General features: G+C 42.1%; 11 protein-coding genes. 9 read left to right on the top strand and 2 right to left on the bottom strand.

From position 1 onward, the window contains the following. Positions 1-88 precede the first annotated feature (88 nt). The 6 genes from K5Q58_RS06820 (at position 89) to K5Q58_RS06795 (ending at position 8,327) form a co-directional block, all read left to right on the top strand. Entirely contained in the window at positions 89-796 is a 708-nt protein-coding gene (locus K5Q58_RS06820) for a flavin reductase family protein (protein WP_220753193.1), read from the top strand. Positions 797-965: 169 nt separating this feature from the next. Continuing rightward, complete coding sequence (locus tag K5Q58_RS06815) at positions 966-3,149, top strand: OsmC domain/YcaO domain-containing protein (protein WP_220753192.1); 2,184 nt, start codon at positions 966-968, stop codon at positions 3,147-3,149. Positions 3,150-3,474: 325 nt separating this feature from the next. After that, positions 3,475-4,152, top strand: a complete 678-nt coding sequence (locus K5Q58_RS06810) for a response regulator transcription factor (RefSeq protein ID WP_080915005.1) — start codon at positions 3,475-3,477, stop codon at positions 4,150-4,152. Beyond that, positions 4,149-5,486 carry a sensor histidine kinase gene (locus tag K5Q58_RS06805; protein ID WP_192022170.1) on the top strand — a complete coding sequence of 446 codons (1,338 nt, stop codon included), beginning with the start codon at positions 4,149-4,151 and terminating at the stop codon, positions 5,484-5,486. The genes K5Q58_RS06810 and K5Q58_RS06805 overlap by 4 nt, the downstream gene beginning before the upstream one ends. Positions 5,487-5,657: 171 nt before the next feature. After that, positions 5,658-7,706 carry a TonB-dependent receptor gene (locus tag K5Q58_RS06800; RefSeq protein WP_220753191.1) on the top strand — a complete coding sequence of 683 codons (2,049 nt, stop codon included), beginning with the start codon at positions 5,658-5,660 and terminating at the stop codon, positions 7,704-7,706. Between the two features lie 69 nt (positions 7,707-7,775). Then, positions 7,776-8,327, top strand: a complete 552-nt coding sequence (locus K5Q58_RS06795) for a PepSY domain-containing protein (protein ID WP_119969140.1) — start codon at positions 7,776-7,778, stop codon at positions 8,325-8,327. A 219-nt stretch (positions 8,328-8,546) separates the two neighbouring features. On the opposite strand, the gene katG is transcribed toward K5Q58_RS06795, so the two are convergent. Continuing rightward, complete coding sequence (gene katG, locus K5Q58_RS06790; protein WP_220753190.1) at positions 8,547-10,727, bottom strand: catalase/peroxidase HPI; 2,181 nt, start codon at positions 10,725-10,727, stop codon at positions 8,547-8,549. A 621-nt stretch (positions 10,728-11,348) separates the two neighbouring features. On the opposite strand from katG, the gene K5Q58_RS06785 reads away from it, so the two are divergent. After that, positions 11,349-11,840 (top strand): tyrosine-protein phosphatase, encoded by a 492-nt coding sequence (locus tag K5Q58_RS06785; RefSeq protein ID WP_220753189.1) that lies wholly within the window; start codon positions 11,349-11,351, stop codon positions 11,838-11,840. A gap of 370 nt (positions 11,841-12,210) precedes the next feature. Here K5Q58_RS06785 and K5Q58_RS06780 read toward each other — a convergent pair whose 3' ends face one another. Beyond that, positions 12,211-12,429 carry a hypothetical protein gene (locus K5Q58_RS06780; RefSeq protein WP_220753188.1) on the bottom strand — a complete coding sequence of 73 codons (219 nt, stop codon included), beginning with the start codon at positions 12,427-12,429 and terminating at the stop codon, positions 12,211-12,213. A 255-nt stretch (positions 12,430-12,684) separates the two neighbouring features. On the opposite strand from K5Q58_RS06780, the gene gloA reads away from it, so the two are divergent. Beyond that, positions 12,685-13,062, top strand: coding sequence for a lactoylglutathione lyase (gene gloA, locus K5Q58_RS06775; RefSeq protein ID WP_080915010.1), 378 nt, complete (start codon positions 12,685-12,687; stop codon positions 13,060-13,062). A 56-nt stretch (positions 13,063-13,118) separates the two neighbouring features. Next, entirely contained in the window at positions 13,119-14,219 is a 1,101-nt protein-coding gene (locus K5Q58_RS06770; RefSeq protein ID WP_220753187.1) for an alkene reductase, read from the top strand. Positions 14,220-14,273 lie beyond the last annotated feature (54 nt).

Here is a 14,273-nt window from a genome sequence, read left to right as displayed (position 1 = left end):
ACGCATTGGCACCGAGAACTTTTACTTTAAATCAGGGCTCAGTCTCGCTTGGATTTATTTTACAACTTACAGGAAACGTCACCATATTATGGCAATTAAGCATTTCAGTTCAGCAGACATTAATGGCTTTGCAGATCGTCAACGAGCAAGGTTTATCAATAGCTTATCAGGGTTTAAAAGTGCCAATTTAGTGGCAACAATTGACGAGCAAGGCATCACTAATTTGGCGATGATAAGCTCGGTGTTTCACATTGGCGCATCACCTGCGTTAGTCGGTATGATCATTCGCCCAACCGCTGTGCAGCCTCCAGCAAAAAACACCCTCAAAAAAGCAAACATCAACGACGCTGACAATAAAGCTGTTCCCAGAAATACCTTAGCCAATATCAAACGCACTGGGATTTACACCATTAACCACGTATCGGCAGATATTTATCAGCAGGCACACCAAACTTCGGCTAGGTACGATGATGCTATTTCAGAGTTTGATGCAGTAGGGCTTACAGAAACCTATATTGATGGAGTTGCTGCGCCATTTGTTCAACAAAGCCAGCTAAAGTTTTCGCTGTCAGTGCGGGAGATGACGCCATTAACTATCAACAATACGATATTGGTGATTGGCGAAGTCAGCCATGTATTAGTGGATAACATCGCGGTGAAAGATGATGGTTATATTGATATCGAGTCGATAAATACCGCAGCTGTGTCGGGGCTTGATAGTTATCATACGACGACCAGATTATCACGCTTGAGCTATGCCAAAGTTGATAGGCCAGTACAAGCATTGGATATTTGATTGTAGCTGATGGCGGAAAATAGCGGATAATCAGCCACAATCGAGTTTTATTTTAATTAATCCAAGACTAATGGAGCAAAAACACCGATAATTCACCCAATTCGATAGATAGGCGCGATCGTTAGCGCTGATTTAAACATATTAGCTAAGCAAGTTGTGGGTGTATTCAATGGAAATCAAAGTTAACTTTCTCGATAACTTAAGGCTCGAAGCCAAGTTTGACGATTTTACGGTTACGGCCGATCAGCCTATTCGCTATAAAGGTGATGGTTCAGCGCCAAGTCCGTTTGATTACTTCCTTGCATCATCTGCGTTATGTGCGGCTTACTTCATCAAGGTTTATTGTAAAGCACGTGATATTCCGACCGACAATATTCGCCTATCGCAAAACAACATTGTTGACCCTGAAGATCGTTACAACCAGATTTTTCAAATTCAAGTTGAACTGCCTGATGATATCTCAGAGAAAGATCGTACCGGCATATTGCGTTCCATTGACCGCTGTACGGTAAAAAAGGTCGTGCAAACAGGCCCTGAATTTAAAATAGAAACGGTTGAAAACCTCGATAGTGATGCGAACGCCATGCTAATGGGACAACCTGATGGTGATGAGTCTACCTACATTTTAGGTAAAGACTTACCGCTTGAAGAAACCATTAAAAATATGACCGGGATGCTGGCTGATCTTGGGATGAAAATTGAAATCTCATCGTGGCGCAACATCGTCCCTAACGTGTGGTCATTACATATTCGTGATGCAGCATCGCCAATGTGTTTTACCAATGGTAAAGGTGCAACCAAAGAAAGTGCATTATGCTCAGCGTTAGGCGAGTTCATTGAACGTTTAAACAATAACTTCTTCTATAACGATCAGTTTTTTGGCAACGAGATCGCCAACAGCGAGTTTGTTCATTACCCCAATGAAAAGTGGTTTGAACTTGAAGAAGACGATGCTTTACCACAAGGCATTTTAGACGAGTACACCCTTGAAATTTATAACCCAGATGAAGAGTTAAATGGCTCGCATTTGATTGATACTAACTCAGGCAATATTGAGCGCGGTATTTGCACGATTCCTTACACACGTCACAGCGATGGTGAAACGGTCTATTTCCCATCAAATCTGATTGAAAATTTATTTTTAAGTAACGGCATGAGCGCAGGTAATAACCTGCAAGAAGCCCAAGTGCAGTGCTTGTCTGAAATCTTTGAAAGAGCCATTAAACGCCAAATCATTGAGCAAGAAATTGTCCTTCCTGATGTACCAATGGCCGTATTAGAAAAGTATCCAAGCATTCTTGCGGGTATTAAAGGGTTAGAAGAGCAAGGTTTCCCTGTCGTGGTAAAAGATGCCTCACTTGGTGGTGAATTCCCAGTGATGTGCGTGACCTTAATGAACCCTAAAACGGGCGGCGTATTTGCCTCATTTGGCGCCCACCCAAGCTTTGAAGTGGCATTAGAGCGCAGCCTTACTGAGTTACTGCAAGGCCGCAGCTTTGAAGGCTTAAATGACGTGCCAAAGCCGACATTTAACAGCATGGCAGTGAGTGAGCCAGAGAACTTTGTTGAGCACTTTATTGACTCAACCGGTGTGGTTTCATGGCGATTCTTTAGCAGCAATTCAGAATATGAATTCTGTGAATGGGACTTCTCAGGTACATCTGAAGAAGAGGCAAACGGCTTATTCGGCATCTTAGAAGCCTTAGGTAAAGAGGTGTATACCGCTGAGTTTAACCAGTTAGGTGCATCAGCTTGTCGTATGTTGGTCCCTGATTTTTCTGAAGTTTACCCTGTGGAAGACCTGATTTGGGATAACACCAATAAAGCCTTAGATTATCGTGAAGATATTTTAAATCTGCATCGTTTATCTGATGAAGAGCTGGTGGATTTGGTTAACCGTTTAGATGAAAGTCAGCAAGATAACTACACTGACATTCGCACCATGATTGGTATTGTGTTTGATGAAAATACCGTCTGGGGACAGTTAACGATTATTGAGTTAAAAATCTTAATTTACCTTGCATTAGGTGCTCTTGAAGAAGCCCTTGAGTTAGTCGAAGACTTCCTGCAATTTAACGATAATACGGTTGAGCGTGGCTTATTCTATCAAGCTGTTAATGCTGTATTAGAAGTTGAGTTAGATGAAGAGCTGGAACTTGAGCACTTTATCCATAACTTTACCCGTATGTTCGGCGAAGAAGTGATGCAAAATGTGGTTGGTAGCGTAACAGGTGAAGTGAGATTCTATGGCCTAACTGAAACCAGCATCAACCTTGAAGGCATTGAGCCTCATTTACGCTTGATTGAAAGCTATAAGAAACTGCATCAAGCGCGTAAATTGGCTGCTCAATAGATTGCATCAAAAATGAATGGCAATACATTGCTCATTCATAATATGAAACTGGGTGGTCAGTTACTATCAGTAGTGCTGACCATCGGTTTAACGAGGAATTTTAAAAGGATACTAAAGCCGTTAGCCGTTAGCAATTAGCCAGTATCCAGCTAACTCTATACCACACTCTCACACGCCTGTTATTTTGTCGCACCATTATCTATTTGTTATTTCTAATTCTCTTAAATTATCATTATTTACATTGTCAGTTATAGAGTTACCTATAGCGGATGAAATACACTGACTAAATAATGGCTTTTATTTAACCAGTGATTATGGATATAACGTGACGATACTTATCATTGAAGATGACCAAGAATTAAACAATCAACTGGCAGAGCTTCTTTGCCAAAAAGGATATGAAGTTGAGCAATGTTTTGATGGTGAAACAGGATTAATTAAAGCATCGTCAGATCATTATCAGCTTATTTTATTAGATGTCATGCTCCCTAAAAGAGATGGCTTTTCATTACTTAATATTTTACGAAAATCCTCTCAAACTCCAGTGATCATGGTGACGGCAAAGGGGGCTGAGCAAGAGCGGATTCAAGGCTTTAGTCAAGGCGCTGACGATTATGTGGCTAAACCTTTTAGCACGACAGAATTACTCTTTCGTATAGAGGCGTTATTAAGACGCAGCTCACCCGAAGACAGGGTTGTGCTATTGCAGCAAATGACCCTTGAAAACTTATTAGTTGATGCCAAATCGCAACAGGTTGCAGTAGATGGCCTGATCCTCGATTTTACCCCGATTCAATTTAAGCTCTTATGGGAATTGATGCTGAATCAAGGTGAAGTGCTCAGTAAAGCTTACCTGTATCAAAAAGTGCTAAATCGCAGTATTAGCGCTTATGACCGCAGTTTAGACATGCATTTAAGCCGTGTGCGAAAAAAAATTAATCAAGCTCAAGGCCCCGGCCAGCGTATTACCACCTGTCATGGAAAAGGATACTGCTGCATATGAATCGTCGATTATTTTGGAAGCTTTGCTTAGTCATTGCCACGGGCGTTGTTGCGCTATTTTACTTAATTAACCATCTCACTACTCGAACAGAAGAAGGGATGAGTTTACTGGCGCTGCAAGATCGCCAGCAACTAACCCAGTGGGGAGAAAAAGCTGAACAGCTTTATCAAGCAGGTGATTTAGATAAATTAAACGCTTGGTTAAATGAGCTACAAACTCAAGAAAATACTTGGGTTACCATTGCCAGCTATGACATCGAGCATATCGCCGGAGATAAGTTAAAAGAGCGTTTTTATACCGGGTATAACTTAGGGCGCAGCGTGGATTGGAAAATCCATTTATATTTTGAACAAAACCCAGTAATGGAGTTGCCATTTAGCCAAGGTCAAACGAGTTTACTGATCCAACTCCCTAATAGAATGCGACCCGGTACCTATTGGCAATATACAGAGGCTACAATGCAAATCATTGTGCCAACGATTTTATTAGCCTTATTGTCGTATTTTCTTTATCGCTACATCATGCGGCCGTTACAACAAATGCAATTAGCCACTCGTCATTTTAGTGCAGGTGATTATGATGTTAGAGCTGCGACCTTGATGGGAAACCGAAATGACGAGTTTGCTGATTTAGCCCTCGCGTTTGATCAAATGGCCATTCGCATCGGGGAGCAATTAATTAGCCAGCGGCAACTTATTGCGGATTTATCCCATGAATTGCGTACCCCATTAACACGCTTAGATATTGCGCTAGCATCGGCCGAAACCTCAGCACCTTCGGCGCATTTTGATCGCATTAGCCGAGAATCGAAACATATTCGTAAGCTAGTAGAAGACACCTTAACCCTTGCATGGCTTGAGAATGAGCAGCCCAAACTTCAAAGTGAATCACTGGAGTTAACTGACTTACTTGATGTGGTCATTGATGATGCTAAGTTTGAATTCCCGAAAGTGGACATTCAATGTGAACTCCCCGCAAGCGCATTGATTGAGCACTCAAGTCACCGCGCGGCAGGTCAGGCAATCGAGAATATTCTTCGTAATGCACTGCGTTATACACCCAATGGAAAAAGTGTGATGGTGAAGCTTAAAGATGATGGATATCAATATCTAATCACTATTGAAGATCAAGGGCCTGGGGTTCCACATCATCTATTGAACACCATTTTTAATCCTTTTTTCAGAGTCGATAAATCACGAGAGCGTGATGGTAGCTCATTCGGATTAGGTTTAGCCTTGGCTAAAAGGCAGCTATTGGCAATCAGAGGTCAAGTCACAGCAGATAATCGTATCGATGGTGGGCTTTGTATGACAGTTGTCTTACCTAAAGTGTAAAGCTTAAGTGCTAACGCTTTATGCATGCATTGTAGGAGCTAACGGCTCAGTTGTGGCTCAGTTATAACGAAGTGGATATTGTGCAAATGTAACAATTGTAAAAGTACTATCGTAAATGTTAGTAAATGATAATAATTCGCATTAACTTTTGGATGTAGATAAAGGCGAATTATGAAAAACACTAGATCACCAATGACGCTTAAACCATTGGTAGTAGCCGTTGCGCTAGCCACATTTGGCCCCCAAGCCATTGCGGTTGAATCTGAAGAGGAGCAAAGCTTAGCCTCGATAGAGAAAATGACAGTGGTAGGACAAACCACTAACACCGTCATTACACCGCAAGAACTAGAAAAGTTTCAAGCAAATGATCTTGCAGATATTTTTAGGCTTGTGCCTTCTGTATCTGTCGGTGGCTCAGTTGGGATTGCGCAAAAAATCTATATCCGTGGTCTTGAAGATACCTTACTCAATATTACCGTCGATGGTGCTCCTCAAACGGGAACACTATTTCATCACATAGGCCGTGTGGCTATTTCCCCTGAATTATTAAAAGAAGTCGATGTGCAAGCGGGCGCTGGTGAAGCGACCAGTGGTGCAGGAGCGATAGGTGGTGCCATTCGCTTTAAAACCAAAAATGTTGATGATCTACTTGCAGCTGATGAACGCTTTGGTGGCACAGTTAAAGGGGGTTATTTCACCAATGATGGTTATCAAGCCAGCGGGACTTTATATGGCAGATTGACGGATAACTGGGGCGCTATGGGGTCTTATGTTTATGTTGATCGAGAAAACATGGAAGACGGTGCTGGTAACGAGTTGTTTGGCACGGCAGCTGAGCAGCAATTAGGCTTTTTCAAACTGAATGGTGAGTTAACTGAAAATCAGCAACTGAGCATCAGTGTTGAGCAGCGTAATGAACAAGGTGACTTTGGCGCACGTCCAAACTGGCCGACATTAGAGGGCGACACTTTATTTCCTATCGAAGGTGATCGAACCACCTTTGTGCTGAACCATCAATTTAACCTTAACCGATATGTGAACCTTGAAACCAGCTTATACCATACCAGTGCTAGCGTTGAGCAAGACAGGTACGATCGCTGGGGGAAATACGGTGGAGACATGACGACCTATGGTTTTGATATTCGCAATGTATCGCTAGTTGGCAGTCATACCTTGACCTATGGATTTGAGCTGCGCCAAGACGAAGTCTCTAGTGAATACTTAGCAGAGGATGCTATCTGGCAAGATTGGGCATGGGATGCCAGTGTCGGTAAATTCGAAGAAGAAGGCCAAGTACTGGGTATTTACATCCAAGACCATTGGCAAATCACCGATGCTTTATTGTTGAGTGTGGGTGTACGTTACGATCAATATGACTTAGAGCAAACCACTTATCAAAATGAAACCGACAGTGACGGTGTTAGCCCAAATATTGGTTTGAATTATCAGTTTAATGATAATTGGTTATTAACTGTTGGTTATGCAGAAGCCATGCGCGGCAAAGAAGTCGGCGATGCCTTTACCTTAGAGCAAGCGCCAGATTGGGTATCAATAGATCCTGATTTAAAAGCGGAAGAAGTGGACAATACTGAAATAGGCTTAACCTACAGCGACAACCATTGGCAAGTAACTGCATCGGTTTATCAAAGTAATATTGATAATGTGATATTAGATCAAATTGGCCGTGGTGTATTTTATGAAAATGTCGGCGAGCTTGAAATGCAAGGTTTTGAGCTGAAGGCAAACTATTGGTATGACGGCCTGAATGTTGTTGCTAGTTACAGTAACAATGATTCTGAGCTAAACGGCAATACCGTAGAAGGCTATGAGCATATTGGTTTAGCCAATGCCCGTGGTGATACATGGGGATTAAATGTCAGCTACCTATTATCTGATAGCTGGGAGCTAGGCTGGAACTTCATGTATGTTGATGATCTGAACAATATCGAAGTGTTGCAACGAGGCGTTGAGATCGGCTGGATCGATCAGACACAGTTTATCGATAAACCAAGCTATGACGTCCATGATATTTATGTGCAATGGCTACCACTAGACAGTGATCAACTTAAAGTAAACCTTGCGGTTCAAAACTTATTTGATGAGCACTATCGTGACCATTCGAGTGTCGGCGATTATAACGATATTCCTGGCTGGGAAGGCGTAGCGGGTTTGTATGAAGCTGGTCGTGACATCAGAGTGTCGCTAAGTTATCAATTTTAATTTTGTTTAAATGACTGTCGCGGTTATGGCGTTTGCCATAACCGTTTTTTAGTTTGATAGGTGACAAGAATGAAAGCAAAAACACGATTGTTATGGATGAAGTTACACGGTTATATTGCGTGTTTTTTTCTGCCCATTACCCTGATTTATATCATCACAGGTATGTTGTACTTTTTTGATATTAAAGGTGAAGTCAGCAAAGATATCGAATACTTTGTGCCAACAACTGAAGGCTGGCCTGATAACGAGCAAAGTGCTAAAAAGTTTGTGGTTAACTTCTTAGAAGGGAAGTCACATTTACCGCTGCCAGAAGATTATTATTGGGAAGGCGTGCATGATTGGTACGGGCATCGACAAGAGGTGATTTTAGCCAAGACTGATGATCCGAATACTTTAGAAATTCACATCAAAGAACATGACTTTTTGATGCAATTATTAATTATTCATAAAGGGTTTGCTGGGTCTTTTTTCAAAGTATTTTCTATCCTGTTTGGGATAAGTTTAGCATTTAGCATTATCAGTGGGGTGGTGATTACACTGCAGTTACCGCAATTAAAAGTCCCATCACTCATTAGTATTGCAGCAGGAGCATTAGCCCTTTCTGTAGGGTTTATATTGTGATGAATCAACTTAATGAAACTGGCACTTTAGTGAATTTTTAAAACGGTTTAGCAGGATATATTGAGAGGTATTAGATTATGGTTAAACAAGATAACGGTTAATACTATCTGCGCTAGAATACTATCTTTACGAGAATACTAGCTTTACTGAATACTGTCCTTAGAGAATAGAACCCGCGCGAGCATAAGGGGGCTCGCGCGGGTAGCTTAATCCAATAAATTATAAATCAAATCTATCGGCATTCATCACTTTGACCCATGCGGCAACAAAGTCATTGACGAACTTGGCTTTATTATCATCTTGCGCATAATGCTCACAATAAGCACGTAAGATGGAATTAGAACCAAAGACTAAGTCAACACGTGTCGCAGTCCACTTCTGAACCCCACTTTCTCGTTCAACAATATGATAGAGGTTGTTAGCAACAGGCTTCCAAGCGTAGTTCATATCAGTGAGATTAACGAAAAAGTCGTTAGTTAGCTTACCGACATTATCAGTGAACACGCCATGAGTTTCACCGCCATAGTTGGTGCCTAATACTCGCATGCCACCAATTAATACCGTCATTTCTGCTGCAGTAAGCCCCATGAGTTGACTGCGCTCTAACAATAGCTCTTCAGCGGTCACAACATAGTCAGACTTTAACCAGTTTCTAAAGCCATCATGAATGGGCTCAAGAACATCGAATGACTCAGCGTCTGTCATTTCAGCGGTTGCATCACCTCGACCTTGGCTAAATGGCACTGACACATTAACGCCTGTTTGAGCAGCTGCGTGTTCAACAGCGCAGCTACCGGCTAACACAATTAAATCAGCCATCGAAATGGATGAATTCTTTTGTGCTTTAATCGCTGCTAATGCCGCGAGAACTTTATTAAGCCGTTCAGGTTCATTGCCTTGCCATTGGTTTTGCGGCGCAAGTTGAATACGAGCGCCATTTGCACCACCACGTCTATCAGAACCACGATAGGTTCTGGCGCTATCCCATGCGGTAGTAATGAGTTCAGCCGCCGTTAACTCACTTTGTAAAATAGCCGCTTTAAGCCCATTAATTTCAGTTTCACTGAGAGTATGAGGATTACTAGGGATTGGGTCTTGCCAAATTAGCTCTTCATTTGGCACATCATTACCTAAGTAGCGAGCTTTAGGGCCAAGATCTCTGTGAGTAAGTTTAAACCAAGCTCGGGTGAACACTTTGGCAAAGTAGTCGGGATCGTTATAAAAGCGCTCGGCAATTTTTCGATATTCAGGATCAAATTTTAATGCCATGTCGGCATCGGTCATGATCGGATTATGGCGCTTAGTTGGGTCTTCAACATCAACTGGCATATCTTCAGGTTTGATATTGACTGGTTCCCATTGCCATGCACCAGCTGGGCTCTTGGTTGTCCACCAATCGTAGTTTAATAACAGGTGAAAGTATCCGTTATCCCACTGGGTAGGATTTGTTGTCCAAGCGCCTTCAATACCACTGGTGACAGTGTCACTGCCTATCCCACGGTTTTGTTTATTGAGCCAACCAAAACCTTGATCTTCGATTTCAGCCGCTTCTGGCTCAGGGCCTAATTGCGCTGCATCGCCATTACCATGACATTTACCCACAGTGTGACCGCCAGCCGCTAAAGCGACGGTTTCTTCATCATTCATGGCCATACGCGCAAAGGTGATGCGAACATCATGGGCGGTTTTAATTGGATCTGGCTTACCGTCGACCCCTTCTGGGTTAACGTAAATCAGCCCCATCATGACCGCTGCTAATGGATTATCTAAATCTCGCTCACCAGAATAACGGCTATTTTCGTTATCACTGGAGGCGAGCCATTCTTTTTCAGCGCCCCAGAAAATATCTTTCTCTGGACTCCAGATATCTTCCCGTCCGCCAGCAAAACCGTACATCTTAAGGCCCATTGACTCGTAAGCCATGTTACCAGCAAGAATCATTAAATCTGCCCAAGATAAACTGTCGCCATACTTCTTTTTAATTGGCCAAAGTAGGCGGCGGGCTTTATCTAAATTGCCGTTATCAGGCCAGCTGTTCAAAGGAGCAAAGCGCTGGTTACCGCGGCTTGCGCCACCGCGCCCATCGGCAATACGGTATGTCCCAGCTGAGTGCCACGCCATGCGGATCATCAAGCCACCATAATGTCCCCAGTCGGCCGGCCACCAGGATTGTGAGCTGGTCATTAGCTCAATTAAATCTTGCTTAACTGCATCTAAATCTAATGCATTAAACGCATCGGCATAACTAAAACTGTTGGGCATAGGATCGGTTTTAGTATCGTGTTGATGCAAAATATCGAGGTTAAGCGACTTGGGCCACCATAGCTGATCTTGGCTTTGTTGATTGGTGTTGCCCCCATGCATGACAGGGCATTTTCCGGCTGACTTTGAGCTATCCATTACGCTATTTCCTTGCTGAGTGATGTGATAAACATAATCAAGAACTCCCACTAAACTGGGTGACTTCTTGATTGAACGTACTTAAATCGTTGTTACCATTAAAAAAGACAGAGAAATTAAACGGTTATACAGGCTCGGCTAGTTAACAGATGGCTGAGCCTACATGTTAAAGCTGACTTTGAAGCCGTACTTGCGTTATACCTTTTAGAGTGGGGTAAACACAGTAAGAAATATTTCAAAGCGGAATTATTGTATACGGCTGTTTTGGCGTTTTATAAATCTAGATCAATATTTGGCCAATATCCTGTTGTTCTTTGCAGTAATTTACATTGGCAAGTCTTTAATATCTAAAAACAGTAAGTTAACGGTTTAGTGATGTATTTAGAAAACTGCACAAGTTGCAAGGTAAACGAGATTAATCGCTAGTTTTCTCGTTGCTATGTTTCAGCTGTTGCTTATGAGTCGATATGAAGATTTTGTCTTCTAATGCCAACAGTAAAGTTAATGTTTCGAGCCGATTGCAGTAATATTTGTAAAGTAAATTTGAAGGATACTGTTCACCTAGCCTAAATGATTAAGTAAGCTTGGTAGTATTAGCATGACTTTTTATAGGAACTTATTATGTCGACACATCCGTTTGATGCATTAACTTTGGATAACGGTGCTCAGCTGATTTTTACACCTTGCCCTGGCACCAAAGAGGCGTCGTTGACTGACTCTGTTGGCACATTAAAGCAAGCCGGCACAGATATGTTACTGACACTGATGTTTGATAAAGAAATGGCTGTTAATAACGCTGAATCTTTACCGACTGTGTGCAGCGATAATAATATCGTTTGGGCGCAACTTCCGATCCTTGATGATGCAGTACCGAGTGATGATTTTGAAGCTGCATGGGCAACATATCGATCGCAAATTTTGGCGCTGATTGCCAATAAAGGCAAAATCGCTGTGCACTGTAAAGGCGGAACTGGCCGAACAGGTTTGGTCATTGGATTGATTTTATTAGCTCAAGGCTGGCCAGTAGATAAAGTGGTTGCTGAAGTGCAAAATATCAGACCTAAAGCCCTTAGAAACCCTGTCCAATTGGCTTATTTACATGCCTATGCATAGCTGATTTATTCAAGCTTGCCTTTGGGCTATGTGAGCGCGCATTTAACTAAAAAAGCGAACCCAATGGTTCGCTTTTTTTTGCGTGTAATATTCAGTGGCCAGTTCAAATAAGTCAATTTATCGAGTGGTTAAATACCCTACATAAATGTCGAGCTGACAAATAATTAAACGTAATTAGCTCAATAGCGAACAGTAATCCAACAACGCTAGCGCATTAAAAAATCAGGTGACCGACCATCCTAATTAAATGGCTGAAACCTAGCACTGGTAAGGGTTTGTGGCATAGTTTGTTATCTGAGCAATGAAGAGGGCACTGGCGAAATCAAGATAGATTAATGATTAATCTGTTGTAGCAAACCAAGATAAAGAATTACTTAATGCGGCTTACAGTTAGCTGATTACCTTTGGCATTCTCATGAAAGATATCCGCTAAATACTTATCCAGTTCAGATTCTGTTAAATCGGCGGGGATCACAACATCATAAATCCTAGATCGCAATCCCGTTCCTGAATCTAAAAATAATTGCCATTGTTCGTTTTTACGCAATACCGCCATGGTTTTGCCAAACACATCAAACGTTAAAAACATAAACCACTCCGATCTAAACCTTAGCTACAGTGTAGTGAAATGATCCCATGGGATCCATTGATATCGCAGGCACAATTTAAGTGATTTTTTCTGCTATTTGAATGTCTCGTTTGATAACAAAAAATTATGATTATAAGAATAAATGCTAATTATATTTTTATATTTGATAGGCGTAAAATGATGTTATTCCATTGAGGCACACTCAAGCAACAAGCTTAATGACTTTTGTTTGAGGCCAACTTTGTAAGGCAAATTATGAAATTTTTACACACAATGTTACGCGTCGCTGATCTTGATGCCTCTATCGAATTTTACACGAATGTGTTGGGTATGAAGGTACTTGAGCGTCACGAGAATAAAGACTATCGCTACACCTTAGTGTTTGTCGGTTATGAGCAAGGTGGCACCACAATCGAGTTAACCCATAATTGGGACACCAATGAATATGAAATGGGTAATGCTTTTGGTCATTTAGCCTTAGGTGTTGATGATATTTATGCCGCTTGCGACAAGATTAAAACATTGGGCGGTAATGTCACTCGTGAGCCAGGCCCAGTTAAAGGCGGCGAAACTCATATCGCCTTTATTACAGATCCTGACAAATATCAGATTGAATTAATCCAATTAGATTAACGTCATCATATTTGCTTTCAGATTATTTTTGCTGTTTTCGATTTTAAGGAATTCCCATGAAAGACTCACTATTTCAAACGATACAGTTAGGTGAACATGCCCTAAATAATCGTATCGTCATGCCACCAATGACACGCTCACGTGCATCACAGCCAGGCAATGTCGCCAATGACATGATGGCGCAGTACTATGCTCAACGTGCGCAAGCAGGATTGATCGTCGCCGAAGGCACGCAAATTTCAGCAATGGGTCAAGGTTATGCGTGGACGCCGGGGATTTACTCAGCCGAGCAAATTGCTGGTTGGAAGAAAACCACTGACGCAGTACATGCTAAAGGCGGAGTGATATTCGCTCAGTTATGGCATGTAGGCCGTGTGACGCATCCTGAAAATATTGGTGGTCAGCAACCGATTTCATCGTCAGCGCTGAAAGCTGAAAATGTGAAAGTGTTTATTGATGATGGCACTAACGCACCAGGCTTTGTTGATGTGGTTGAGCCGCGTGCAATGACTAAAGCTGATATTGAAGCTGTTATTGCTGAGTACCGTCAAGCGGCGCTAAATGCGATTGAAGCAGGTTTTGATGGTATTGAACTGCATGCTGCTAATGGTTATTTGATTAATCAATTTATCGATTCAGAAGCCAACAACCGCACTGATGAATATGGTGGCTCGATTGAAAACCGCCTGCGCTTTTTAAGTGAAGTGGTTGCCGCCATGGTTGATGCTATCGGGGCTGATAAAGTAGGCGTGCGTTTAGCGCCGTTTACCTCGCTTAATGGCACCGTTGATGCAACACCGGTCGAGACTTACACCGCAGCTGCAGCATTATTAGAGACTCACAACATTGTATATCTGCATATTGCCGAAGTTGACTGGGATGACGCGCCTGAAACGCCAATCGAATTTAGAATCGCGGTTCGTGAAGCTTATAAAGGGGTATTAATTTATGCGGGTAAGTATGATGCTGAAAAGGGCGGAGACGCCATTGATGATGGCTTAGCTGACATGATTGGCTTTGGTCGTCCGTTTGTATCAAACCCAGATTTACCGAATAGAATTAAGCATGGCTATCCGTTAGCGGCACACGACCCTGCTACCTTATTTGGCGGCGATGAAAAAGGCCTAACAGATTACCCTGAATACAGCCCATCATGAAAATTACTGGTTAGTTAACCCAGTCGTATTTAGGCTAACATAGACTAATAAAAA

Source organism: Shewanella sp. KT0246, assembly GCF_019654955.1.
GTDB classification, from domain to species: domain Bacteria; phylum Pseudomonadota; class Gammaproteobacteria; order Enterobacterales; family Shewanellaceae; genus Shewanella; species Shewanella goraebulensis.
The sequence above is the reverse complement of the archived record's forward strand: the minus strand, read 5'-3'. Positions and strand labels throughout refer to the sequence as shown.

Bases quoted from the DNA above. Each gene is read 5' to 3' on its own strand.
- gloA (WP_080915010.1), top strand. From the start codon at position 12,685: ATGAAATTTTTACACACAATGTTACGCGTCGCTGATCTTGATGCCTCT.
- K5Q58_RS06785 (WP_220753189.1), top strand. From the start codon at position 11,349: ATGTCGACACATCCGTTTGATGCATTAACTTTGGATAACGGTGCTCAG.
- K5Q58_RS06815 (WP_220753192.1), top strand. From the start codon at position 966: ATGGAAATCAAAGTTAACTTTCTCGATAACTTAAGGCTCGAAGCCAAG.
- K5Q58_RS06780 (WP_220753188.1), bottom strand. From the start codon at position 12,429: ATGTTTTTAACGTTTGATGTGTTTGGCAAAACCATGGCGGTATTGCGT.
- K5Q58_RS06770 (WP_220753187.1), top strand. From the start codon at position 13,119: ATGAAAGACTCACTATTTCAAACGATACAGTTAGGTGAACATGCCCTA.
- K5Q58_RS06805 (WP_192022170.1), top strand. From the start codon at position 4,149: ATGAATCGTCGATTATTTTGGAAGCTTTGCTTAGTCATTGCCACGGGC.
- K5Q58_RS06795 (WP_119969140.1), top strand. From the start codon at position 7,776: ATGAAAGCAAAAACACGATTGTTATGGATGAAGTTACACGGTTATATT.
- K5Q58_RS06800 (WP_220753191.1), top strand. From the start codon at position 5,658: ATGAAAAACACTAGATCACCAATGACGCTTAAACCATTGGTAGTAGCC.
- K5Q58_RS06820 (WP_220753193.1), top strand. From the start codon at position 89: ATGGCAATTAAGCATTTCAGTTCAGCAGACATTAATGGCTTTGCAGAT.
- katG (WP_220753190.1), bottom strand. From the start codon at position 10,727: ATGGATAGCTCAAAGTCAGCCGGAAAATGCCCTGTCATGCATGGGGGC.